The following is a 22,977-nucleotide window of genomic DNA, read 5'->3' on the forward strand; positions in this document are numbered from 1 at the left end:
CGGTATAACCGCCCTTTCGCTTATTCGGCTAAGCCGCGATTTTTTAGCATCGGCTCCAGTTGAGGTGCCCCGCCGCGCCAGGACTCATACAACGCTTTAAGATCGCTGCTGTTGCCCCGCGACAGGATTTTTTGCCGAAAGATGTCGCCATTTTCCCGAGTTAATCCGCCGTGTTCGACAAACCACTGGTAGCCATCGTCGGCCAACATCTGGGTCCAGATATAGGCATAATAGCCGGCAGAATATCCCCCGCCCCAGATATGCTGAAAATAGCTGGAACGGTAGCGCGGTGGAACAGCGGCCAGATCAATATCATCGCTGCGTAAAGCCTGCTGTTCGAACGCGTCGACCGACTGCACCGGGGTTTTCCCCTCCAGGCTATGCCAGTGGAGATCCAGTAACGCGGCCGCCAGCAGCTCGGTCATCTCATAACCTTTATTGAACTTGCCTGCTCTGATGATTTTTTCATGCAGCGCCGCTGGCATGGCCTCCCCGGTCTGATAATGACGGGCGAAATGACGAAACACCTGTGGCTCACTGGCCCAGTGCTCGTTGATCTGCGATGGAAACTCGACAAAATCACGTGGCGTTTCCGTGCCGGAGAGGCTGGGATAGCGCTGGCTGGCAAACAAGCCATGCAACGTATGGCCAAACTCATGGAACAGCGTAATTACGTCATCCCAGCTTAGCAGTGCAGGCTCACCGTTGGCGGGTTTCGTGTAATTACAGACGTTGTAAATCACCGGTTTCTCGTCTAGCAGCGTGGACTGGTTAACAAAGTTGCTCATCCATGCGCCGCCGCCTTTGCTGTCGCGCTTGAAAAAATCGGTATAGAACAGCGCCATTCCGCTGCCGTCGGTATCAAAGATTTCGTACACCTGGACATCGGGGTGATAAACCGGCAGGTCGTGACGTTGGGTAAACTGGATGCCATAAAGTTGAGTCGCGGCCCAGAATACGCCCTTTTCCAGCACGCTGTTCAGTTCGAAATAGGGTTTAATCTGGCTTTCATCGAGATCGTACTGCGCCCGCCGAACCTGCTCCGCGTAAAAGTTCCAGTCCCACGCGCCAAGGGTAAAATTCCCCTGCTGGCTGTCGATGGTTTGCTGAATGGCCGCGGCTTCCCGCTCGGCCCGCGCACGGGCCGCAGGAACGATATTGCGCATAAACGCAAAGGCGGCATCGGGGGTTTTCGCCATCTGATCCTGTAGCTGCCAGGCGGCAAAGCTGGCAAACCCTAACAGCTTCGCCTGCTCTGCCCGCACCTGTGCCAGGCGCAGCACTAACGCTCGCGTGTCGTTGTCATCATTTTTCTCACTGCGCGTCATAGCAGCGTGGAACAGCGCCTGACGCGTTGAGCGATCTTCCAGAGACTGCAGTGCAGGCTGCTGCGTGGTGTTTTGCAGCACCAGCAGCCAGGCATTCTCCAGGCCTCGTGCCGCCGCCGCCGCTTGAGCAACGGCCAGATCGGACGGGCTCAACCCCGCTAACTGCTGCACGTCATTGACCACTAAACCGCCCGCCTTGGTTGCAGCAAGCAGCTTATTAGTAAACTGCGTACTCAGTCGTGCAGCCTCCTGATTCAGCGCCTTTAACTGCTGCTTCTGTGTTTCCGGCAGGTTGGCACCCGCCAGTTGAAAGCGCTGCCACAGCACCTCGACCAGGCGTTTCGATTCAGCATCAAGCGAGTTGCGCTGCAAATAGACCTGGTCGATGCGTGAAAACAGCGGCCGGTTCAACATTATTTCGTCGTTAAGCGCGGTAAGCTGTGGCGCAATATCCTCGTCAACCTGCTGTAAATAGGGGCTGGTGTGGGCGGAGGTCATGGCATTGAATACCAGGCTCACACGGGTCAACAGTTGACCGCTTTTTTCCAGGGCCTCGCAGGTATTCAAAAAGGTTGCCGCTTCCGGATTGGTGGCGATGGCCAGGACTTCCTGGCGCTTTTCTTCCATTCCGGCCTGAAGCGCGGGCAGAAAGTCGGTTTCCTGAATCTGATCAAAAGGTGGCGTGTGATAAGGCAAGCTGCTGACGTTAAAAAAAGGATTTTGACGGGCGTTCATAGGCGCTCCTGGTGAACAACACAGAGTCTCATAGTGGCAGGTTGCCTCTTACAGAACAACCTGACCGCGTTGTTGCTGATACACCGCAATGATTTCCCCGGCAATCGCAACGGCGATTTCGGCAGGCAGTTTCCCTTTTACATCGGGCAGGCCCATGGGGCAGCGTAACCGCGCCAGCCGGTCTTCGGCAATGCCTTTGCCTTCCAGCCGGTAGCGAAAACGCTGACTTTTCGTTTGCGAACCGATCACGCCCACGTAGCGGAAATCACCGCGCCGCAGAATAGCCTCACACAGCGCAAGATCCAGCGGATGATGGTGCGTCATCACAATATAATAGCTCCCCGCCGCCGCCGCGGCCACGCAGTCCAGGGGATCGTCGGGCTGTTGCACGCTGACGCCGGGTGGCACAGAGGCAAACTGATTGTCCCGACCGTCAATCCAGTTAACGTGACAGGGTAACGTAGACAGCAGGCTGACCAGCGCCTGCCCAACGTGGCCCGCGCCAAAAACCAAGATTTCCGGCTGCGCCTGCATCAACGGTTCAAACAGAATGGTGGTCATCCCGCCGCAGCACTGGCCTAACCGGGCGCCCAGGCTGTAGTCTTCGGTATGAGGACGACGCTCTCCACTTTCCAACAGCGCGCGCGCCTGCGCAATGCACTGAAACTCAAGATGGCCGCCACCGATGGTCAGAAAACTTTCGTTGGCCGTCACCACCATCTTCGCGCCGCCGTCACGCGGGACTGAACCCCGATCGCGCAACACGGTGACCAGCACGCAGTGTTGCCGCTTCTGGCGCAGGTCGTGCAAAATCGCTATCCAGTCATGATAAATCATGGGTGCCTCCCGCCATGCGCTGTACGCCCCAGAATACTCGCTCCGGCGTAGCGGGCGCGTCCAGCGCGGGATGCTGACGATAGTCGGCGACGCTGGCTACCGCATCCTGTAACGCACACCAGGCGGCTATCCCCAGCATAAACGGCGGTTCACCCACGGCTTTGGAATGGAACACCGTGTCCTGCGGATTTTTGCGGTTTTCCACCAGCGTAACCCGCATATCGGCCGGTACGTCAGCGATCGCCGGGATTTTGTAGCTCGCGGGACCGTCGGTCATCAACTGGCCCTTGTCATTCCAGACCAGTTCTTCACAGGTCAGCCAGCCCAGCCCCTGGACAAAGCCGCCCTCTACCTGGCCAATATCGATGGCCGGATTCAGCGACGCGCCCACGTCGTGCAGAATATCCGCCCGCAGCAGCCGGTATTCGCCCGTCAGCGTGTCCACAATGACTTCACAACAGGCCGCGCCATAGGCGAAGTAGTAAAAAGGTTCGCCGCGACCGGCCTGACGGTCGTAATGGATGCCGGGGACGCGATAATAGCCCGTCGCCGATAGCGGTACCTGATTCAGCCAGGCAAGCTGCGCGACCTGGGCGAAGGTGTAATAGTGCTCGGCAGCCCGAACGATACCGTTACTGAACATCACCGCCTCTGGCCCGCATCCGTGCAGCGTACACAGCATGGTCGTCATGCGCTCACGCAATATCTCGGCGGCATTTTGTGCCGCTTTGCCGTTGAGATCTGTGCCACTGGACGCCGCCGTGGGCGAAGTGTTAGGGACTTTCCCGGTATCGGTGGCGGTGATCTGAATACGATCGACCTCGATTTGCAGCACCTGCGCCACAATCTGCGCCACCTTGGTGTTAAGCCCCTGGCCCATTTCCGTTCCGCCGTGGTTGAGCTGCACCGTGCCGTCGGTATAGATCAGAATCAGCGCTCCGGCCTGATTGAGGAAGCTGGAGGTAAATGAAATGCCAAATTTAACCGGCGTCAGCGCCAGTCCACGTTTCAGCACGGGACTGCTGGCATTGAAGGCTGCGATCGCCGCGCGGCGCGCATCATAGTCACTGCTGGTTTGCAGTTGCGCCGTAATCTCATCCAGCAGGTTGTCTTTCACCTGCTGATGGTAATGGGTGATATTGCGTTCGTTCTTGCCGTAGTAGTTGCGTTTTCGCAGCGTAAGCGGATCCAGACCGCGCTCGCGGGCGATGTGATCCATAATCTGCTCAATCGCCACCATGCCCTGCGGCCCGCCAAAGCCGCGAAAAGCGGTATTTGACGCGGTATTGGTGCGACAGCGGTAGCCGGTGATGCGCGCATCACCCAGATAGTAGGCGTTATCGGCATGAAACATGGCCCGATCCACTATCGATCCGCTCAGATCGAGCGAGTAGCCGCAGTTACCGGCAAGATCGATTTTTACCCCACACAATCGGCCATCGTCTTCAACGCCCACATCATAGCGCACGTAAAAAGGATGTCGCTTGCCGGTTATCCGCATGTCATCGCGTCGGGCCAGGCGCATTTTAACCGCCCGGCCGGTCAGGCTTGCCGCGACGGCGCACAGGCAGGCCACGCCCGCCGCCTGGGTTTCTTTACCGCCAAAACCGCCACCCATTCGGCGCATATCAATCGTGACCTTGTTCATGCTGATGCCCATGACCTCTGCCACCAGCTTTTGGACCTCCGTGGGGTTTTGCGTGGAGCAGAACACCTGCAGCGCGTCGTCCTCACCCGGGATCACCATGGCCGTCTGGGTTTCCAGATAGAAGTGTTCCTGCCCGCCAATATGAAACGCGCCCTGTATGCGGTGCGGCGCACGGGCCAGCGCCGCCTCGACGTCGCCGCGCTGGTGGATATGGGGCTCCTGCACAAAACTGCCCTGCAGCAGAGCCTGTTCTACATCCAGCAGCGCGGGCAATACCTCATACTCGATCACCGCCGCCATCGCGCCCTGTCGGGCCGCATCCGGCGAGTCGGCGAGCACGGCAATAATAATTTGCCCAACATATTCGACGCAGTCCTGAGCCAGCAGCGGGTCGCCGGGCTGCAGCGGGCCGACATCGTTGACGCCGGGCACGTCCTGCCAGGTGAGGACGCGGACGACGCCGGGAACGTCGTAGCACGGCTGGACATCAACGTGAGTGATACGGGCATGGGCATGATCGCTCAGGCGAGGACAGAGATGCAGCAGACCGGGCTGCTCCGCTTTGTCATCGATATATATCGCCTCGCCGGACACGTGTTTATCGGCGCTTTCATGCTTATTGCTGCGCCCCACGCCGCTGCTGATGTCGCGCGCATGAGCAATGGGTAATGCTGAATCGGGCAGAGCCGGACGATTATGGGACATAGCGGCTTACCTCAGTCAGGGACAATCCGTTGAGACGGTAAAAGTAACGGCGCAGCAGGTTGCTCGCCACCTGCAGGCGATAACCGGCGCTGGCGCGAAAGTCGCTGAGCGGCTCAAAGGTCTCTTCCAGCGCCTGACAGGCCGTGGCTATCGTTTGTGCGGTTAAGGCCGATCCAATCATGGCCTGCTCACAGCCTGTGGCGCGCAACGGCGTTGCCGCCATCCCGCCAAAGGCAATGTGTGCCGCTGTCACAATGCCGTTATCGGTTTGGATATTAAAAGCGGCAAACACGGCTGAAATGTCGTCATCCAGCCGTTTCGAGACCTTCCAGGCAACAAAATCAGGTGACACCGTCACTTTTGGAATGATGATGGTATGGATAAACTCACCGGGTTGCAGCACGGTCTGCCGGTAGCCGGTAAAAAACGCGCTGAGTGGCAAAGTGCGTTGCGTGTCGCCCTTCTGCAGCAGCAGAGAGGCGTCTAATGCCAGCAGCGTTGGCGATGCATCGCCAATCGGGGAAGCATTAGCAAGGTTACCGCCCAGTGTGCCAAGCTGGCGAATTTGCAGCGAGGCAAAACGCGTCAGCATCTCCGTTACTCCCGGAATGCGCGTCGCCATAAACGCTGCGATCTGGTCGAGCGAGGCGGCGGCACCTAAGTGATAGGATGCGTCGTCCTCATAACAGTGTTTCAGTGCATCCACCTGCCCCAGCGCAATCATCACTGGAATGCCCTGGTAGCGTTGGGTAATCAGCAGGCTCAGGTCCGTGCCGCCCGCCAGTAACGCGGCATCGGGGTGCGCGACACAGAGTGCAGCGAGCTGCGCGACGGTGGTGGGAAGGTAACAGTGACGGCCTTTGTCCTGAATTACCCGGACCTCCTGATTCTCCAGCGCGCGCAGGCGCTCAACCACGCCCTGCTCACAGCGATCAAAGCTGTCCGGCTGTGCCCGCGTCACCAACTGTTCGGCCGCCGCCATAATGGAACGATAACCGGTGCAGCGACACAGGTTGCCGGCCAGCGCATGCTCTGCCTGCTGCCGGTCCCAGTCGCTGTGATTTTTTTGCAAACTGAACAATGACATCACAAAGCCCGGCGTGCAGAAGCCACACTGCGAGCCATGACAGTCCACCATCGCCTGCTGAGCCGGATGCAGGGTTTTCCCCTCACGTAAATCTTCGACGGTGATGAGCTGCCTGCCCTGTAATCCACTGACCAGCATCAGGCAGCTGTTAACGGTCTGATAGTGCAACCTGCCGTCCACCACGCTCCCCAGCGTGACGCTGCAGGCACCGCAGTCGCCGGACGCACAGCCCTCCTTGGTGCCACAGCGACGCTGATGCGTGCGCAGATAAGAGAGTACCGTCAGATTGGGATCGATACGTTCTTCTGTGACGAGCTGGTCGTTAAGCAGAAACTGAATCATGCGGCATTCTCCTTTGTGGTGGATTGCCAGACCGGTCGGCCGTTAACCCACGTCTCTACGATGTTTCTGTCATCACCCAGCGTCATCAAGACGAACAGTTTTTCCCAGATATCCTTGCAGTTCCCCATACGCAGCTTTTGCAGCGCCGATACGGCGGGATCCAGCACGACAAAGTCAGCTTCTTTACCTGGTGCAAAATTACCGATGTGCTGGTCAAGATCCAGCGCACGGGCCCCGCCCAGCGTGGCATGGTAAAAGGCTTCTGCAGCACTCAGCCTGTATTGCTGTAGCTGGCCGACCTTGTAAGCCTCGCCCAGCGTTTGCAGCATATTAAAGGTGGTTCCGGCGCCAACATCGGTGCCGATGCCCACTTTGATGCCCTGCTGCCAGCTGCGCTTGATATTAAACAGGCCGCTTCCCAAAAACAGGTTTGAGGTCGGGCAAAAGGCAATGGCGGAATCCGTATCGTGCAGACACTGCCATTCATGATTTTCCAGATGCAGGCAGTGTGCAAAGACGCTTCGCCGGCCGGTCAGCTGATAGTGGTGGTAAACGTCCAGATAGCCATTGCGTTCGGGAAACAGCGCGTTGACCCAGGCTACTTCCTGTGGGTTTTCGCTGAGGTGCGTGTGGAGCCAGACATCCGGGTAAGCCGTGCGCAGCGCCTGCACTTTCTTTAACAGGTCGGGTGACGAGGTGGGCGCAAAACGCGGCGTCAGGGCATAGCTCAGTCGGCCGCGGCCGTGCCAGCGCTCAATCAGATCGCGGGAATGTTGATAGCTTTCTTCCGGCGTTTCGGTGAGGTAATCAGGCGCATTGCGATCCATCATGACTTTACCGGCGATGATGCGCATCTCAAGCGCTTCGGCCGCGCTAAAAAGCGCCTCTACCGACTGCGGATGCACCGTGCCAAAAACCAACGCACTGGTGGTGCCGTTAGCCAGTAGCTGATGGAGAAAAAACGCTGACATTTGCGCGGCATGCTCGGCACAGCGGTACTGCCTCTCAACCGGAAACGTATACTGATTCAGCCATTCGAGAAGCTGCTCACCATAGGCGCCGATCATTTCTGTTTGCGGGTAATGAATGTGGCAGTCGACAAAACCCGGCAGGATCAGCTTACCGCGCAGATCGATAACGCGCTCTGCTGCCTGACTGCTGCTGACATCACACCAGGGATGCAAACCAACTACGCGGCCCTCACGCAGAATGAGCAGACCATCTTCGATATAACGCGCCTGAGACAGAATGGCCTCAGGCTCGTTCGCCACCGCGGCAAAATCAAAAAAACTGGCACGAATCGCCGTGTTCTGGCATGTAGACATATCGTTTCCTCTTACCGGGCGCCTGATGTTGTCGCCCTGTTCATCTCCTACTCTCTTTAAACACTCTGCAAGACGCATGCCAGATCAGAACCTGATAAATCACTTTATTATCAATAATTTATGAATATCATCCTGTTGCGCAACGCTTTCGCTGACAAAATCGCCACGCAATCGGTTGCTCATCCAACGCAATCGGTTGCCAGTAAAAATGCCCCCTGCCACGTTACCTTGCTGCCCCGTTCTCTGCACGATTTCGGGGCAGCGTGCGCTAAAAGCGCGCAAAAGCGCCTCCCCACGGAATTCAGCGGACACAGGCTAAAATGCCGTGATAAGGTGAGGAGACATCACGAAACTGGAAGAGGGAAAAGTGAGATGATTATTTTTGTTACGGGGGCCACAGCCGGTTTTGGCCAAAGCATTACCCGCCGATTCATCGAAACAGGTCACAAGGTGATTGCCAGTGGACGTCGTGCTGAACGCCTGAAGGCGCTGAAAACGGAGTTGGGTGAGAATCTGTATACCGTACAGTTAGATGTGCGTAACCGGGCATCGATTGAAGAGGCTATCACACAGCTGCCTGCCGAGTGGCGCAATATTGATGTCCTGGTGAATAACGCCGGTCTGGCGTTGGGCATCGAACCCGCGCACCGGGCAGATGTGAACGACTGGGAAAATATGATCGACACCAATACCAAAGGGCTGGTCTATATGACGCGTGCGGTTTTGCCTGCCATGGTAGAGCGTAACGTCGGTCACATTATTAACATTGGTTCGATTGCCGGCAGCTGGCCTTATGCCGGGGGCAACGTTTATGGCGCCACCAAAGCCTTTGTGCGCCAGTTCAGCCTTAACTTACGCACCGATTTACACGGTACGGCCCTGCGTGTGACCGATATTGAGCCGGGCCTGGTCGGCGGTACGGAGTTTTCTAACGTGCGCTTTAAAGGGGACGATGGCAAGGCCGAACAGGTCTACGAGGGCGCCACGGCCCTGACGCCTGAAGACGTTACCGAAGCCGTTTACTGGGTGGCCACGCTGCCGAAGCACGTCAACATCAATACGCTTGAGATGATGCCCGTCAGCCAGACGCTGGCAGGGCTGAAAGTGCATAAACCCTGACCGATAAGCCAGCCGCAAAGGCTGGCTTTTACGCTTTGCCCCATCCCGCTACGATAATCAGCATGCCGCTCAGCGCAATCAGCGCACCACTCCAGTCCCATGCGCTCAGCTTGACACCTTCGACCACGCGCAGCCAAAGCATGGCCGTCAGCACATAGACGCCGCCGTACGCCGCGTAAACCCGGCCGCTGGCCGCAGGATGTAAGGTCAGCAACCAGACAAATAACCCGAGGCTCAATGCGGCAGGCAACAACAGCCACATGGACGCCCCCTTCTTTAGCCACAGCCACGGCAGAAAACAGCCGATGATTTCCGCCAGCGCGGTGATAAAAAACAGCAGCGTGGTTTTAAGCAGCACAATAATCTCTCTGACAGGTAAACAACATGCACACAGCTGGTGAGCAAGTAATCGGCAATGGTATACTATTCTCATTTGATGCAATAGTTTTACCCAAGAGTAAAACAGTGTTAACCGAAGGATATTACGATGAAAAAATTGGTTCCGGTTCTGATGGTGGCCCTGCTTTCTGCCACCGCGATGCGTGTCAGTGCGAACACCGAACACGTGATTATTGAAAACGGCAGCAGCGCATTGAGCAACGAAGCGGCACGTCAGAGTAAAGAGCAGTGGAATGATACGCACATGCTGCGCAACAAAGTGAACAGCCGGGTTGAGAAAGAATTCGATAAAGCCGATCGCGCATTCGACACACGCGACAAATGTGAACAGAGCGCTAATCTGAATGCCTATTGGGAACCCAATACGCTGCGCTGCTTAGACCGCCGCACGGGCCGCCCGGTATCGCCGTAAATTTCGGCTATAGTAATGACTGACGCATGACAAAAGGAAAGGGTTATGAAGATCAAGAGTGCATTACTGACAGCGACGTTTTTAGCCTTCCCCCTGCTGGCTCAGGCATCCTGCGAATCTGTAAAAGCGGATATCAGCCAGAAAATCATTCAAAACGGCGTGCCTGAATCAGGCTTTAGCCTGGATGTGGTCGCCAACGATCAGGTTGATCAGGCTGGCGGTCAGGTCGTCGGCCATTGCGATAACGACACACAAAAAATTGTTTATAAAAAGCTGGGCCGTGATGAGGGCGCCTCGGTGCCCGACAGCGCAGGCAGCTCGCAAGACTCCTCTACACAATAATGTTCAGGGCGACGATGATGTCGCCCTGTCTTTTCCTGTCTTTTGCTGGCCCTTCTCTGCCCATCTCGCCTGAGGTTTCAGCGCACTATTCCGTTTGTTGCGGCTGCTGGCGCGGCATCTTCCACGCTACCCACAGGGTGAGGAACGCAATGACCAGTGCCACAATAAAGACCCAATGTAGCGATGCGGCTATTGCCTGCAGCATAGGCTGAAGCACGTCCGGTGCCAGGCGGTCGCGCGTTTCCTGCGACATGATTTGCTGAACCGGATCCTGCGCATGGGGCAACCGCCATTGCAGGTTCAGGTTAAGCACCGCGCCCATCACCGCTGTCCCCAGCGCCGATCCAATCATACGGCTAAACATGACCGACGCTGTACAAATGCCTTGCACGTTAAAGTCGGCATGATTCTGGACAGATACCAGAAATGTCGTGCTGGTCATTCCCATGCCGGTTCCGATGACAAAGGCGGTGAATCCCGCCTGGAACAGCGTGCTTTCTGTGTGCAACAGCAGTAGCAAGGCGCTGCCGCCGATTAATAACAGTGCGCCCAGCTGCGCGGTAAAACGGTAGGAGGTCAACAGCATCAGACGGCCACTTAGCGTACTGGCCAGCGGCCAGCCGACAGACATCATAGCCAGCGCAGTCCCGGCCTGAAGCGGCGAACCGCCGGTCACGCCCTGAATCCAGGTCGGCAGAAAAGCGCTGACGCCCATCATGGTTGCACCAATGATGAAGTTGCCGAGATTGCCCGCGATAATCAGTGGGCTTTTCCACAGGCTGAGCGGGAACAGCGGCGAGCGGGTGCGCTGCTCATGACGGGTTAACTGCCAGCCAGCCACCAGGCCAATGGCTAAGAACAGCAGCAGCCAGTAGCCAAGCTGTTCAGCCTGCAGCAGCGCAATCAGAACGGCGCTGATACACAGCGTGAGCCAGCCGCTCCCGGTCAGATTCAAAGACTGGGAGGGTTGTGTCTGCGTATAGGCAGGCAGCAAGGCTGCCAGCATCAGCATGCTGATGATGCCGATCGGTACGTTGACCCAGAAGATGACGGACCAGCTAAAGTGCTGGACCAGCCAGGCACCGGACAGCGGACCGACAATCGCCGCAACGCCCCAGACGCTGGACAACCAGCCCTGCACGCTGGCGCGTTCCCGGGGGGAATAGATGTCTGCCACGATGGTGGAACTCAGCGGCATGATCGCGCCCGCCCCCAGCCCCTGAAATGCCCGGAAGACAATCAGCCAGAGCATCGTGTGGGCGAAACCGCAGAGCACCGACCCGGTAAGGAAGATCGCGATGCCCAGAAACAGCATTTTTTTGCGGCCCCACAGGTCCGCCAGCCTGCCATAGAGCGGCACGCTCACCGCCTGGGTAAGGAGATAGACAGAGAAAACCCAGCCAAACTGCGAAAAACCGCCGAGATCGGCCACAATAGTGGGCATTGCGGTCGCCACAATCGTGACTTCAATCGCAGCCATAAACATGGCAAGCATACAGGCAAAGAGAATCCAGTGGCGACGGCGTGGTGCGGAGGTGCTGTTGGTCATGATGCTCCCTTTTTTGTTCCCTAAGGCTAGCGCATATTTCACCAGACGGGAACCGATTCAATCCAAATTGTGACACTGTCACTTAAAAAAGGCCTTTTCAGGTCGTTTCACTCTGAAACCTGTTGCTGTAAGGGCTGAGGCGTTTTTTGGCTCATGCTATCTTCCTGATTTTTCCGATAAAAGCTGGCGCGCTCCGCTTACCGCTGCTATAGAAATAAAGCGCTATTTTCCGCACTTGGTGAAATTACGCAGAAATTCACTGCGGTTTGCCGCATTTAGCGACCGGCATGGTTTTGGAAGGGGCGCTGACGATAGCCACTTTTGTCATGCTGGTTTAGGTAGCTATAACAACAGATCCGTAAACAGGGAGAAACCGTATGCATAACGCTTCACTGGCCAGGCGTGCCGGTCTGGCACTGCTGGCTGTGGTCGCAGTGGCAGGTGCGCTGGTATGGGGGCTTGGCTGGGATACGCTGGTCGCCCGCAAAGACGATCTGATTTACCTCGGACAGCAGCACCTGTTTCTGGTGTTTTGGTCGATGCTGTTCGCCCTGCTGGTCGGTATACCCAGCGGTATTCTACTCAGCCGCCCTTTTGCCCGGCGCTGGGCGGAATATGTCATGCAAATCTTTAACGTCGGCAATACGCTGCCTCCTCTTGCCGTTCTGGCGCTGGCGATGGTTGTCATTGGCATTGGTGATAAGCCCGCCCTGGTCGCGCTGTTTCTGGCATCACTGTTGCCTGTCGTCCGTAACACCTACTCCGGACTCAGCGCCGTACCGCCTTCGTTGATCGAAGCCGCGAACGGCATCGGCATGACCAAATGGCAGCGCTTGCGTCAGGTTGAGATTCCTAACGCCCTGCCGGTTATTCTTGCGGGCGTGCGCATTGCCACCGCCATTAACGTGGGCACCGCCCCGCTCGCCTTCCTGATTGGCGCCAGCAGCTTTGGCGAACTGATTTTCCCCGGCATTTATCTTAATGACTTCCCTGTGCTTATCCTGGGTGCCGTTGCTACGGCGCTGGTTGCACTGGTGCTGGATATGCTACTGGCGTCATTAGGGCGCTACCTTAGCCCGCACGCTGCGGCATAACGATAAGGGGTTTGTAATGCTAACGCGCTGGATTAAGAGCTATACCCTGGCACTGGTGGCCTCAATGGCACTCAGCCAAAGCGTACAGGCGGCCACGCCGCTGGTGCTCGCGACAAAAAGCTTTACCGAGCAACATATTCTTTCAGCCATGACGGTTATGTGGCTGCAAAAGAAAGGCTTTGAGGTTATCCCGAAACGCAACATCGCCACCACCATCAGTCGTAATGCCATGATTAACAAGCAGATCGACATGACCTGGGAATATACCGGTACTTCACTGATCATCTTTAACCATATTAATAAACCGATGTCCTCCGAGGACGCCTATAAAACCGTGAAAAATCTGGACGGCAAACTGGGTCTTATCTGGCTTAATCCCGCCCCGATGAATAACACCTATGCCTTTGCCATGCAGCGCGCGCGCGCGGAAAAAGAAGGTATTTCGACGCTGTCGCAACTGGTGGCCAAAATGGATCAGGTGCGTAAAACAGATCCGAAACATAACTGGCGACTCGGGCTGGACCTGGAGTTTTATGGCCGTTCAGACGGCATGAAGCCACTGCAGAAGACCTACAACCTGACGCTCGACAGGCCACAGATTCGCCAGATGGATCCGGGGCTGGTCTATAACGCCGTGCGCGATGGTTTTGTGGATGCCGGCCTGATCTACACCACGGACGGGCGCGTGAAAGGTTTCGATCTCAAGGTGCTGGAAGACGATAAACACTTTTTCCCCAGCTACAACGTGACGCCGGTTGTGCGTCAAGACGTGCTGGCGAGCCATCCCGGTCTTGAAGCCGCCCTGAATCAGCTTTCCCCGCTGATCACCGATGAGGCCATTACCGAGATGAACAAGCGCGTGGACATCGATCACCAGTCGCCTGAACAGGTGGCGCGCGATTTCCTTCAATCCAAAAACATGCTGTAAGGAGGCATCGTGGATACCCTTCATTACATCATTGATAACTGGAATAACCTGCTCACGCTGACCTGGCAACATACCTGGCTGGTGCTGGTTGCGGTAGGATGCGCGATTGTTATTGGCGTACCCCTTGGGATTTTAATTGTGCGCTTTAAATGGCTGGCCACGCCGGTGCTCGGCATTGCCACCGTTGTACTGACCATCCCGACGATTGCGTTGTTTGGCCTGATGATTCCGCTTTTCTCGCTGATTGGGAAAGGGATTGGTGCGCTACCGGCTATCACGGCGGTCTTCCTGTATTCATTACTGCCGATTGTGCGCAACACGCATACCGCATTGGAAAATCTGCCGGACGGCCTGCGTGAAGCGGGTCGTGGCATTGGCATGACGTTCTGGCAGCGCCTGCGTTGGGTTGAGATCCCGATGGCGCTTCCGGTGATTTTTGGTGGTATTCGCACCGCCGTGGTCATGAACGTTGGCGTGATGGCTATCGCGGCCGTGATTGGTGCTGGCGGGCTGGGCATGCTGCTGCTGGATGGCATTAGCGGCAGTGATATTCGTATGCTGATTGCCGGGGCGCTGATGATTTGCCTGCTGGCGATTGTTCTTGACTGGCTGCTGCACCGTTTGCAGCTGGCGCTGACTCCTAAGGGAATTCGATAATGATAAAACTTGAAAATCTGACGAAAACCTTCAGCCAGAAAAACGGCACGCTGATGAAAGCGGTGGACAATGTGAGTCTTGAGGTTCCTGCTGGCGAGATGTGCGTGCTGCTTGGGCCTTCGGGCTGTGGGAAAACCACCACGCTGAAAATGATTAACCGCTTAATTCCCTCTACCAGCGGGCGGATTCTCATCAACGGGGAAGACACCAGCACTCAGGATACCACCACCCTGCGTCGCAATATTGGTTACGTGATCCAGCAAATTGGTCTTTTCCCCAATATGACGATTGAAGAGAACATCACCGTGGTGCCACGCATGCTGGGCTGGGATAAAAAGCAGTGCCGCGAGCGGGCAACGGAGTTAATGAGCATGGTGGCATTGGATCCGAATAAGTTTCTGCATCGCTACCCGCGTGAAATGTCCGGTGGACAACAGCAGCGCATTGGGGTGATTCGCGCGCTGGCGGCTGATCCGCCGGTACTGCTGATGGATGAGCCTTTCGGCGCGGTTGACCCAATTAACCGGGAAGTTATTCAGAATGAGTTTCTGGATATGCAGCGTCAGTTAAAGAAAACGGTGATGCTGGTCAGCCACGACATTGATGAAGCGCTCAAACTTGGCGACCGCATCGCGGTCTTCGGCCAGGGCAAAATTGTCCAGTGCGCCAGCCCCGATGAGTTGCTGGCGACGCCGGCTAACGATTTTGTCGGCTCCTTTGTTGGCCAGGACCGTACGTTGAAACGTCTGCTGCTGGTACAGGCAGGCGACGTGACCGACCAACAGCCCACCATCACGGTAAAACGCTCGACGCCGTTAACGGAGGCTTTTGGCACCATGGACGAAAACGACATGCGTTCCATCACCGTGGTTGACGACGACGGCAAGCCGTTAGGATTTGTGAAACGCCGTGAGGCGCGTCACGCGAGCGGGCGCTGTGAAGAGATGCTGCATACGTTTAAAGTGACCGGCAAAGCAGAAGAAAACCTGCGTGTGGTTCTGTCGAAACTCTATGAACACAACACCGTCTGGATGCCGATTGTGGACGAAGATGGCCGTTACAGTGGCGAGATTTCCCAGGACTACATTGCTGATTATCTCAGCTCCGGGCGCACCCGTCGCCGCCTGAATCCATAATGAATCAGGGCCGCACGTTGGTTGCGGCCCACTTAATCCTGCCTCTCATTCCGTATCACTGTTGGTCAGTTATCTCTGATGAATGGCACCGTCGCGCGCGTGGCGCCATCCTGCTCTGGTTCTCTCAGGCTGTTTTTGTCCGGGCGTAGTGCAGGTTATTGCTATTCAGCAGGGAGATATCCAGATAACGGGACAGATCGCGCTGCTCTGCGCGGGGCAAATAAGGCAACTCGCCGAGAAGCGGTGCCGTAATCTGTTCACGCAGGACGGAAATGATATCGGCATAGTGCGCCAGCCCCGGATTAATACGATTAGCCACCCATCCGGCCAGCGGCAATCCGTCGGCCTGGATCGCCTGAGCGGTCAGTAGCGCATGGCTGATACAACCTAACTTAATCCCGACCACTAAGATGACGGGCAGTTGCTGCTCGATCACCCAGGCCGACAGCGGCTGGGCATCGTTCATCAGGCTGCGCCAGCCCCCGGTGCCCTCGACCACCACGCGATCGGCAAGCTGATTGAGATGCTGAAGCCCCTGCGTGATTTTCGCATAATCGACCTTATTGGGCGGATAGCCGCAGATTTCTTCTTTCTCAAAAATGACCGGATTCACTGCCTGATAAGGCAGCGCAAGGGAAGAGGCGCTCTGCAAAAACAATCCATCCTTGTTTCTCAGGCCCTCTTCTGTTTTGACGCCCCAGCGGGCAACAGGTTTGTAGCCCGCAGCCCGCTCGTTCGCCTGGGTAAAACTTTGCAGCAGGGCGCGTGCGACCACGGTTTTCCCCACTTCGGTATCGGTTCCGGTAATAAATAGCGTTTTCACTCTACTTCTCCTTCACAAGCGGTGTCAGCTCACTGACGATTCGGCTTTCATGCGAATGATCATTCTAAGGAAGGAAAAGGGGGAGCAGATTGCGTTAGCGCAAGGTTAGTGTTGCTTAACCTTGCAGTAACTTAATTAACAGGTAGCCGCTGTAAAGCGAATCCTTGATCAACGCGGCGGCACCCAGCGTACCTGGCTCAGTAAATTCAGTGGGTGCAAGCTGAATCACTGCGCTGTATGCAGGTAAAGACTGCTGGTGAATGGTATTTTGTACTGCCGGAAAGAGAACATCTGCCGCCTGATTTAGCGGCGAACCGATAAGAATTTGTTGAGGATTAAAGATATTGACCATCATGCCGAGGATCCTGCCAACATGATGCCCCACTGTCGCGATGGCATCCCGCGCCAGCCTGTCGCCGCTCTGTGCTGCCTCACAAACGGAAGAAAGCGTTAAGGGCTGATGGTGTAACAGGCTGTCGGGCTGACCCGGAAGTCGGTGCGCAATCAGCGCCAGCAGGCTGCCGGTACTGGCGACCGTTTCAAGACAGCCGTGATTGCCGCAGTAGCATTGCTGGCCGTAAGGATCGACCTGTGTGTGGCCGACTTCCACCAGCGCGCGTCCGCTTTTGTGCAACAGCTGACCGCCAGTGATCACGCCAGCCCCTACCGTTTCGTCGATCACAATCTGAATCACGTCCTGCGCACCGCGTGACGCACCAAACAGCGACTCGGCAAGCGTCCAGGCGGAGATATCGTGCTGGATAAATACCGGCAGGCCGGTCCGCGCCGCCAGGGTGCTGCCCAACGGCATATCATGGCAGGTATAGCCGGGTAGACGGTGCACCACACCGGATGCGGCATTAATCAGCCCCGGTAGGGTGATGGCAATGGCGGTCAGCCTTTCCAGCCGTTTCTGATGACGGATAAAAAACGCGTCAACATGGTCGGTCAACCGCGTCAGCAGCGGCTCCGTGGCGTCATCAATGAGCGGCAGGTTGTCTTCGACCAGCGCCCTGCTGCTGAGGTCACGCAAGGTCAGCGTCAATATGCCACGGTGCAGACGAATCGCCAGATAGTGCCAGGCGTCCGTATCAAGGATTAAACCAATCGCCGGACGGCCGCGAGCGCCTGGCTCCTGAAACTCGGTTTCCTGAACCAGGTGGGCATCCAGCATTTCCCGCACGATTTTGGTAATACTGGCAGGCGCCAGCTGGGCCCGTTTGGACAGTTCAATACGCGAGACTGGCCCATGCTGATCGATTAACCGGTAAACGACGCCAGCATTAATTTGTTTAATTTGGTCAATATGGCCAGGTTGACTGTCCGAACTCACACCCTGCTCCGGTTATTTTCGCGCTTCTAAATAAATATCCGCTATGGTGCGGCAGATTCACTTTTTGCGGCAAATATTTGCTTAGATATGTGATTTAACACACATAATTTTTCTGGCTTTGGCGGATAAATTGTCACTCACGGCGCAGTAACGCCATCATATGCGCCATCTGCGCACTCATTTCGCGTTCGCCCGACCAGACCAGCCACATCTCCGACTGCGCATCAGGCTCCTCCAGCGGTAACCACACCACGTTCGCCAGACGCGCGTGGCTGAAGGAGGCAGGCAAGATAGATACACCCAGCCCGGTCGCGACCAGTCCGAGAATGGTCATGGCCTCGCCCACTTCCTGGGTAATGTAGGGCCGGATCTGATAGCGCTGAAGCAAATCCAGGATTTCGCTGTACAGTGCCGTTCCCACCTGAGGATCAAAAAACACAAAGGGTTCCCGCGCCAGCGCCTGCAAGGTGATCCGCCCTGCCGTCGCCAGCGGATGGGCTTTATGCACCACGGCGCACAATGGCTCGCGCAGCAAAAGCTGATGATGCAAATCGGCGGGGAGCGGCGTGTTGCGCATGACGCCGAGGTCCAGCTTGCCCTCATGCAGCGGAGCCAGCTGCTGACGGGTGTTAATTTCCTGCATCTGAACATGTACGTTGGGCCAGCGCTGGCGAAACACATAAAGCGCATCTGACATCACGCCAATAAAAGCCGCAGAGGAGGTAAATCCAATGCGCAGCTCTCCTTCTTCACCGCGATGCAGACGCGCGGCGCGCTGGGTTGCCTGCTCGACCTGTAACAGGATTGCCCGCGCATCCTGTAAAAACTGCGCGCCGGCCGGCGTAAGCTGCACGCTACGGTTGGTGCGGTTAAACAGCTGCGCGCCGGTTTCCGCTTCAAGCTGCATGATTTGCTGACTCAACGGCGGCTGGGAGATGTGTAAGCGCTGGGCTGCGCGGCCAAAATGCAGCTCTTCCGCAACGGCAATAAAATAGCGCAGGTGACGCAGTTCAATATTCATAGGTTAAACGTCTTATTTAAGATGATTAATATATTAGACAACCTAATAGACCTTTTCTACAGTAACACTCTGTTTTTACTCATAAGGATCCCCTGTGAATCGCTCTTCACCTGCGGTGCCGCTGGACAGCGACATGCCTGCGCAGTCTGAGGCTTCCTCGTCTGACTGGATTGTGCGCGGCACCCGGCCTTTTATGCGCGTCACGCTCGCCTTGTTTTCTGCCGGGCTGGCCACCTTTGCCCTGCTGTATTGCGTGCAGCCTATTCTGCCGGTGCTCTCTGCACAGTTTGGCATTTCTCCCGCCGCGAGCAGTATTTCGCTTTCCATTTCCACCGCCATGATGGCCCTGGGATTACTGGTGACAGGCCCGCTGTCCGATGCCATAGGACGGAAGTCCGTGATGGTAACGGCGCTCATGCTGGCCGCAATCTGTACCCTGCTCTCTGCCACTATGACCAGCTGGCACGGCATTTTACTGATGCGGGGCTTGATCGGCTTATCGCTGAGCGGTGTGGCCGCGGTGGGCATGACCTATCTGAGTGAAGAGATTCATCCCAGTGTGGTGGCCTTTTCGATGGGGCTGTACATCAGCGGAAACTCGATTGGCGGCATGAGCGGCCGCCTGATAAGCGGTGTATTAACCGACTTCTTTTCATGGCGCATAGCCATTGCGGCCATTGGCTGTTTTGCCCTCGCCGCTGCCCTGATGTTCTGGAAAATCTTACCGGAATCGCGCCATTTCCGTCCGGCCTCGCTGCGCCCGCGCCATCTGACCATTAACTTCCGTCTGCACTGGCGCGATGCGGGATTGCCGCTGCTGTTTGCCGAAGGCCTGCTGCTGATGGGCGCCTTTGTGACGCTGTTCAACTATATCGGCTATCGCCTGCTGGGCGCGCCGTGGCATTTAAGTCAGGCTGTGGTGGGCTTGCTGTCGGTGGTTTATCTGACCGGGTCATGGAGTTCCCCGAAAGCCGGCGCGTTAACCAGCCGGTTTGGGCGCGGCCCGGTTATGTTTGGCTCGACCTTTATTATGCTGATGGGGTTACTGCTGACGGCATTTAACGGTATCGTGCTGATCTTCATTGGTATGATGCTGTTTACGGCAGGATTTTTCGCGGCGCACTCCGTGGCGAGCGGCTGGATTGGCCCACGCGCTCGTCGGGCAAAAGGTCAGGCTTCTTCGCTCTATCTGTTCAGCTATTACGTCGGCTCAAGCGTGGCGGGTACGGCTGGCGGCTTTTTCTGGCATCAGTTTGGCTGGGGCGGCCTGACACTGTTTATCTCCGCTTTACTGCTGTTAGCGTTGTGGGTTGCCTGGCAGCTGCACCGCCGCAAACTCTAGCAAAACTTAATGAATATTCCGGGTGTTTGACTGCCCGGAATGCGGCCCGTACAAGAATTGTCCGTATTATCAGTATGATTGCCTAAAGCACGCGTTTCCCCGCTATAATCGGTTTGATCCCAAAGATTAATGTCATCTTTGAATTCACAGCAAGGGGGAGACCTAATGGCGCGATACTATTACGTCAACAAACAATCAGGCTACAACGATAATCACGTGGTTCATGCAAGCGGCTGTAAATATCTTCCGGATTTGGAAGGTCGGCTGTTTCTCGGCACATTTTATTCCGCAACCGCAGCCATTCAGCAGGCCCGTAAGTACTATCCCGGTTCATTAGGGTGCGATGCGTGTTGCCCGGTTGCCCCGGGTAAAAATGTGCACACTCAGGACAGTGTGGCGCTTAAACACGGCGTGGATTTCTGATTACGCAACGCCCGTTTGACGTCAGTATGGCGGTTGCTGGCCGCCATTCTCAGCCCAGCCCGTGTGCCGGTTATCCTCGCCTTCTCTGCCCCCGAGTCTGCTGTCTGCGGTTGGTCTGTCATCCCACAGAGTCGTCATTTCGTTAAGCTTTTTCATTTTTTTCCGTTATCTTAGAACCCTTACTTTTATACAGGGCTCTACCATGCGTAATAAATTCGCATCGTCTCAAATTGCGCTTCACTGGCTTACTGTTCTGCTGCTCATCATTGCCTATGCCACGATGGAGTTACGCGGCTATGTCGAGCGGGGTTCCTGGCAGCGCTTTGCGATGATGGTGACGCATTTCAGCGCCGGGGCGACGATTCTGGTGGTGATGCTGTCGCGATTACTGCTGAAACTCCGTCATCGTAGTCCCGCCATTGTTCCTCCGGTGCCGCGCTGGCAAACCGGGCTGGCTCACCTGACGCATACGCTGATTTATGCGCTTTTCATCACGCTTCCGGTGCTGGGACTGGCATCGCGTTATCTGAAAGGTCGCGAGTGGCAGTTATTTGGTATACCGATGCCGGTGGCGGCCGAACCTGACTTTGATCTGTCGGATACGCTGACCGACTGGCACGAAACGCTGGCCCCACTTGGCTACTGGCTGATTGGCTTACATGTGGCGGCGGCGCTGTTTCATCATTACGCCCTGAAGGACAATACGCTGCTGCGGATGATGCCCGGACAGCGTCATCGCGAGCCGTAAACGCCATACGGCCGTATCGGGCAAAAAAATTTCATCTTAATCTGCGCCTGGTGGTTCCACCCGGCGCGTAATTCCTCCACAATAACCGCTAAAGTGTGACGCAGGTCACTATCATGGGGTGATCGCCCTGACTCCTTTTTGACGCACAGACTGATTTAAATTCTCATGCCATTAACAACTGTTTCCCGTAAAACGGCCTGGCTACGCGTGGTCTTGTTGGCCATCGCCGCTTTTGTGTTCAATACCACCGAATTTGTGCCGGTCGGTTTACTGTCCGATATTGCCGCAGGCTTTTCGATGAAAACGTCTGAAGTGGGCATTATGCTGACGATCTATGCCTGGGTGGTGGCCTTACTGTCACTGCCTTTGATGCTGCTGACGCGGAATATTGAACGCCGGTTCCTGTTAACGGTTCTGTTTATCGTCTTTATTGCCAGTCATGTGCTTTCTACGTTTGCGTGGAGTTTTACTTCCCTGATCGTATCCCGTGTGGGAATTGCGTTGTCCCATGCGGTGTTTTGGTCAATTACAGCATCGCTGGCAATTCGTGTTGCCCCCGCAGGTAAAAAAACCCAGGCACTCAGCATGCTGGCAACCGGCACCGCGCTGGCAATGGTTTTGGGCGTGCCGATTGGACGCGTGGTCGGTCAGGCGCTGGGCTGGCGCACAACGTTTGGCGTGATCGGGCTGTCCGCCCTGGTGCTGATGATTATGCTGGCGCGTATCCTGCCACGGTTGCCCAGCGAGCACACGGGTTCGCTTAGCAGCGTTCCCCTGCTGTTCCGCCGACCGGCGCTGGTCGGGATGTATCTGCTGGTGACGTTAATTGTGACCGCGCACTATACGGCCTACAGCTATATTGAGCCTTTTATGCAGCTCGTTGCTAATGCCAGCGAGGGGTTCACCACCTTACTGCTGCTGCTGTTCGGTTCGGCGGGCATTATTGGCAGCCTGTTATTCAGTTCGCTGGGGAAAAAATTCCCCTCTGCGTTGCTGATTGCCGCTATCGCGCTGGTGACGCTGTGCATGGGACTGTTAATCTTCGCCGCAGTCCGGCCCGGCGCGATCATTACCCTGTGCGTGGTCTGGGGAATGGCAATGATGATGATTGGCCTGGCGATGCAAATCCGCGTGCTGTCTTTAGCCTCGGACGCGACGGACGTCGCGATGTCATTGATGTCCGGTATTTATAATATCGGTATTGGTGCGGGCGCGCTATTAGGCAGCCAGGTCAGCGCTTACATGAGCCTGTCTGGTGTGGGTAATGTGGGAGCGATCATCGGACTCGCGGCGCTGTTATGGTGTATTTATATTTTCAAACGTTATCCGCAACTGCGTTCCAACGGGTGACAACAGCAGGCTTCGTGATGACGGAGCCTGCTCTGGTTTATTCCTCACAGACACAATGCGTGAAAACAGCCGCTCGGCTACCGGCACCGGGATAATGCCGCCGCGGGTTGGCGGTTATCTGCGTCATCGATCACGCCGCGTCACCAGCCTGCCCGACGTTAGCCAGCACGAGTCAGTGAATTAAGGTCACAGACAACCCTAAACATTAAATAACGGAATACGCACCGCCCCCCGCGTTTTTAACGTCGTAACCTGAGACAGCGTATTGGCCGGTATAAAATTGGCACGTGTAAA

Annotated in this window: 21 protein-coding genes; 11 read left to right on the forward strand and 10 right to left on the reverse strand. The window is 56.2% G+C overall.

The features are described 5' to 3' along the window. Nucleotides 1-20: 20 nt before the first annotated feature. Genes dcp through guaD form a run of 5 tightly spaced genes read right to left on the reverse strand, consistent with a single transcriptional unit; the run spans nt 21 to nt 8,007 of the window. Nucleotides 21-2,063 (reverse strand): peptidyl-dipeptidase Dcp, encoded by a 2,043-nt coding sequence (gene dcp / locus NYE92_RS03825; protein ID WP_014593762.1) that lies wholly within the window; start codon nt 2,061-2,063, stop codon nt 21-23. A gap of 48 nt (nt 2,064-2,111) precedes the next feature. Continuing rightward, entirely contained in the window at nt 2,112-2,900 is a 789-nt protein-coding gene (gene xdhC, locus NYE92_RS03830) for a xanthine dehydrogenase accessory protein XdhC (protein WP_029568799.1), read from the reverse strand. Then, entirely contained in the window at nt 2,887-5,253 is a 2,367-nt protein-coding gene (gene xdhB, locus NYE92_RS03835) for a xanthine dehydrogenase molybdopterin binding subunit (protein WP_029568800.1), read from the reverse strand. The genes xdhC and xdhB overlap by 14 nt, the downstream gene beginning before the upstream one ends. Continuing rightward, entirely contained in the window at nt 5,243-6,682 is a 1,440-nt protein-coding gene (gene xdhA, locus NYE92_RS03840; RefSeq protein ID WP_259018556.1) for a xanthine dehydrogenase small subunit, read from the reverse strand. The genes xdhB and xdhA overlap by 11 nt, the downstream gene beginning before the upstream one ends. Next, nucleotides 6,679-8,007 (reverse strand): guanine deaminase, encoded by a 1,329-nt coding sequence (guaD, locus tag NYE92_RS03845; protein WP_014605790.1) that lies wholly within the window; start codon nt 8,005-8,007, stop codon nt 6,679-6,681. Before guaD ends, xdhA begins: the two co-directional genes overlap by 4 nt. A gap of 372 nt (nt 8,008-8,379) precedes the next feature. Between guaD and ydfG the strand changes: the two genes are divergently transcribed. Further along, nucleotides 8,380-9,126, forward strand: a complete 747-nt coding sequence (gene ydfG / locus NYE92_RS03850) for a bifunctional NADP-dependent 3-hydroxy acid dehydrogenase/3-hydroxypropionate dehydrogenase YdfG (RefSeq protein WP_014605789.1) — start codon at nt 8,380-8,382, stop codon at nt 9,124-9,126. Between the two features lie 28 nt (nt 9,127-9,154). Here ydfG and NYE92_RS03855 read toward each other — a convergent pair whose 3' ends face one another. After that, nucleotides 9,155-9,481 (reverse strand): YnfA family protein, encoded by a 327-nt coding sequence (locus NYE92_RS03855; RefSeq protein WP_028715174.1) that lies wholly within the window; start codon nt 9,479-9,481, stop codon nt 9,155-9,157. Nucleotides 9,482-9,613: 132 nt separating this feature from the next. Here NYE92_RS03855 and NYE92_RS03860 point away from each other — a divergent pair, with 132 nt between their 5' ends. After that, a complete protein-coding gene (locus NYE92_RS03860) occupies nt 9,614-9,937 on the forward strand; it encodes a DUF1283 family protein (protein WP_259018557.1) in 324 nt (107 codons plus the stop codon). A 45-nt stretch (nt 9,938-9,982) separates the two neighbouring features. Beyond that, a complete protein-coding gene (locus NYE92_RS03865; protein WP_013025845.1) occupies nt 9,983-10,279 on the forward strand; it encodes a DUF1161 domain-containing protein in 297 nt (98 codons plus the stop codon). Between the two features lie 85 nt (nt 10,280-10,364). Here NYE92_RS03865 and NYE92_RS03870 read toward each other — a convergent pair whose 3' ends face one another. Continuing rightward, complete coding sequence (locus tag NYE92_RS03870) at nt 10,365-11,828, reverse strand: MDR family MFS transporter (protein ID WP_014605787.1); 1,464 nt, start codon at nt 11,826-11,828, stop codon at nt 10,365-10,367. A 377-nt stretch (nt 11,829-12,205) separates the two neighbouring features. On the opposite strand from NYE92_RS03870, the gene NYE92_RS03875 reads away from it, so the two are divergent. From NYE92_RS03875 to osmV, 4 genes are all read left to right on the forward strand, one after another. Continuing rightward, nucleotides 12,206-12,922 (forward strand): ABC transporter permease, encoded by a 717-nt coding sequence (locus NYE92_RS03875; RefSeq protein WP_013025847.1) that lies wholly within the window; start codon nt 12,206-12,208, stop codon nt 12,920-12,922. 64 nt (nt 12,923-12,986) lie between these two features. Continuing rightward, nucleotides 12,987-13,850 (forward strand): glycine betaine ABC transporter substrate-binding protein, encoded by an 864-nt coding sequence (locus tag NYE92_RS03880; RefSeq protein WP_227008738.1) that lies wholly within the window; start codon nt 12,987-12,989, stop codon nt 13,848-13,850. Between the two features lie 9 nt (nt 13,851-13,859). After that, nucleotides 13,860-14,507, forward strand: a complete 648-nt coding sequence (gene osmW / locus NYE92_RS03885; protein ID WP_013025849.1) for an osmoprotectant ABC transporter permease OsmW — start codon at nt 13,860-13,862, stop codon at nt 14,505-14,507. Next, the gene (gene osmV / locus NYE92_RS03890) at nt 14,507-15,643 is read left to right on the forward strand and encodes an osmoprotectant ABC transporter ATP-binding protein OsmV (protein WP_013025850.1); all 1,137 of its coding nucleotides are present in this window, start codon (nt 14,507-14,509) and stop codon (nt 15,641-15,643) included. Before osmW ends, osmV begins: the two co-directional genes overlap by 1 nt. A gap of 124 nt (nt 15,644-15,767) precedes the next feature. On the opposite strand, the gene bioD is transcribed toward osmV, so the two are convergent. The 3 genes from bioD to NYE92_RS03905 form a co-directional block, all read right to left on the reverse strand. Then, nucleotides 15,768-16,466, reverse strand: coding sequence for a dethiobiotin synthase (gene bioD / locus NYE92_RS03895; RefSeq protein ID WP_019105177.1), 699 nt, complete (start codon nt 16,464-16,466; stop codon nt 15,768-15,770). Nucleotides 16,467-16,581: 115 nt separating this feature from the next. Beyond that, nucleotides 16,582-17,799, reverse strand: a complete 1,218-nt coding sequence (locus NYE92_RS03900) for an ROK family transcriptional regulator (protein WP_110021506.1) — start codon at nt 17,797-17,799, stop codon at nt 16,582-16,584. A gap of 133 nt (nt 17,800-17,932) precedes the next feature. Continuing rightward, entirely contained in the window at nt 17,933-18,820 is an 888-nt protein-coding gene (locus tag NYE92_RS03905; RefSeq protein ID WP_014593769.1) for a LysR family transcriptional regulator, read from the reverse strand. Between the two features lie 94 nt (nt 18,821-18,914). Between NYE92_RS03905 and NYE92_RS03910 the strand changes: the two genes are divergently transcribed. The 4 genes from NYE92_RS03910 (at nt 18,915) to NYE92_RS03925 (ending at nt 22,683) form a co-directional block, all read left to right on the forward strand. Beyond that, on the forward strand, nt 18,915-20,162 hold the full coding sequence (locus NYE92_RS03910) for an MFS transporter (protein WP_014605783.1): 1,248 nt from the start codon (nt 18,915-18,917) through the stop codon (nt 20,160-20,162). A gap of 165 nt (nt 20,163-20,327) precedes the next feature. Then, nucleotides 20,328-20,585 carry a hypothetical protein gene (locus NYE92_RS03915; RefSeq protein ID WP_014605782.1) on the forward strand — a complete coding sequence of 86 codons (258 nt, stop codon included), beginning with the start codon at nt 20,328-20,330 and terminating at the stop codon, nt 20,583-20,585. Nucleotides 20,586-20,787: 202 nt separating this feature from the next. After that, entirely contained in the window at nt 20,788-21,333 is a 546-nt protein-coding gene (gene cybB, locus NYE92_RS03920) for a cytochrome b561 (protein ID WP_014593771.1), read from the forward strand. 165 nt (nt 21,334-21,498) lie between these two features. Further along, a complete protein-coding gene (locus tag NYE92_RS03925) occupies nt 21,499-22,683 on the forward strand; it encodes a sugar transporter (RefSeq protein WP_259018564.1) in 1,185 nt (394 codons plus the stop codon). Nucleotides 22,684-22,977: the final 294 nt, after the last annotated feature.

The organism is Pantoea sp. B566, assembly GCF_024793925.1.
In the GTDB taxonomy this organism is placed as follows: domain Bacteria; phylum Pseudomonadota; class Gammaproteobacteria; order Enterobacterales; family Enterobacteriaceae; genus Pantoea; species Pantoea ananatis.

Coding starts and splice junctions, on each gene's coding strand:
- dcp (WP_014593762.1), bottom strand. CDS start 2,063: ATGAACGCCCGTCAAAATCCTTTTTTTAACGTCAGCAGCTTGCCTTAT.
- xdhC (WP_029568799.1), bottom strand. CDS start 2,900: ATGATTTATCATGACTGGATAGCGATTTTGCACGACCTGCGCCAGAAG.
- xdhB (WP_029568800.1), bottom strand. CDS start 5,253: ATGTCCCATAATCGTCCGGCTCTGCCCGATTCAGCATTACCCATTGCT.
- xdhA (WP_259018556.1), bottom strand. CDS start 6,682: ATGATTCAGTTTCTGCTTAACGACCAGCTCGTCACAGAAGAACGTATC.
- guaD (WP_014605790.1), bottom strand. CDS start 8,007: ATGTCTACATGCCAGAACACGGCGATTCGTGCCAGTTTTTTTGATTTT.
- ydfG (WP_014605789.1), top strand. CDS start 8,380: ATGATTATTTTTGTTACGGGGGCCACAGCCGGTTTTGGCCAAAGCATT.
- NYE92_RS03860 (WP_259018557.1), top strand. CDS start 9,614: ATGAAAAAATTGGTTCCGGTTCTGATGGTGGCCCTGCTTTCTGCCACC.
- NYE92_RS03865 (WP_013025845.1), top strand. CDS start 9,983: ATGAAGATCAAGAGTGCATTACTGACAGCGACGTTTTTAGCCTTCCCC.
- NYE92_RS03870 (WP_014605787.1), bottom strand. CDS start 11,828: ATGACCAACAGCACCTCCGCACCACGCCGTCGCCACTGGATTCTCTTT.
- NYE92_RS03875 (WP_013025847.1), top strand. CDS start 12,206: ATGCATAACGCTTCACTGGCCAGGCGTGCCGGTCTGGCACTGCTGGCT.
- NYE92_RS03880 (WP_227008738.1), top strand. CDS start 12,987: ATGGCACTCAGCCAAAGCGTACAGGCGGCCACGCCGCTGGTGCTCGCG.
- osmV (WP_013025850.1), top strand. CDS start 14,507: ATGATAAAACTTGAAAATCTGACGAAAACCTTCAGCCAGAAAAACGGC.
- NYE92_RS03905 (WP_014593769.1), bottom strand. CDS start 18,820: ATGAATATTGAACTGCGTCACCTGCGCTATTTTATTGCCGTTGCGGAA.
- NYE92_RS03915 (WP_014605782.1), top strand. CDS start 20,328: ATGGCGCGATACTATTACGTCAACAAACAATCAGGCTACAACGATAAT.
- cybB (WP_014593771.1), top strand. CDS start 20,788: ATGCGTAATAAATTCGCATCGTCTCAAATTGCGCTTCACTGGCTTACT.
- NYE92_RS03925 (WP_259018564.1), top strand. CDS start 21,499: ATGCCATTAACAACTGTTTCCCGTAAAACGGCCTGGCTACGCGTGGTC.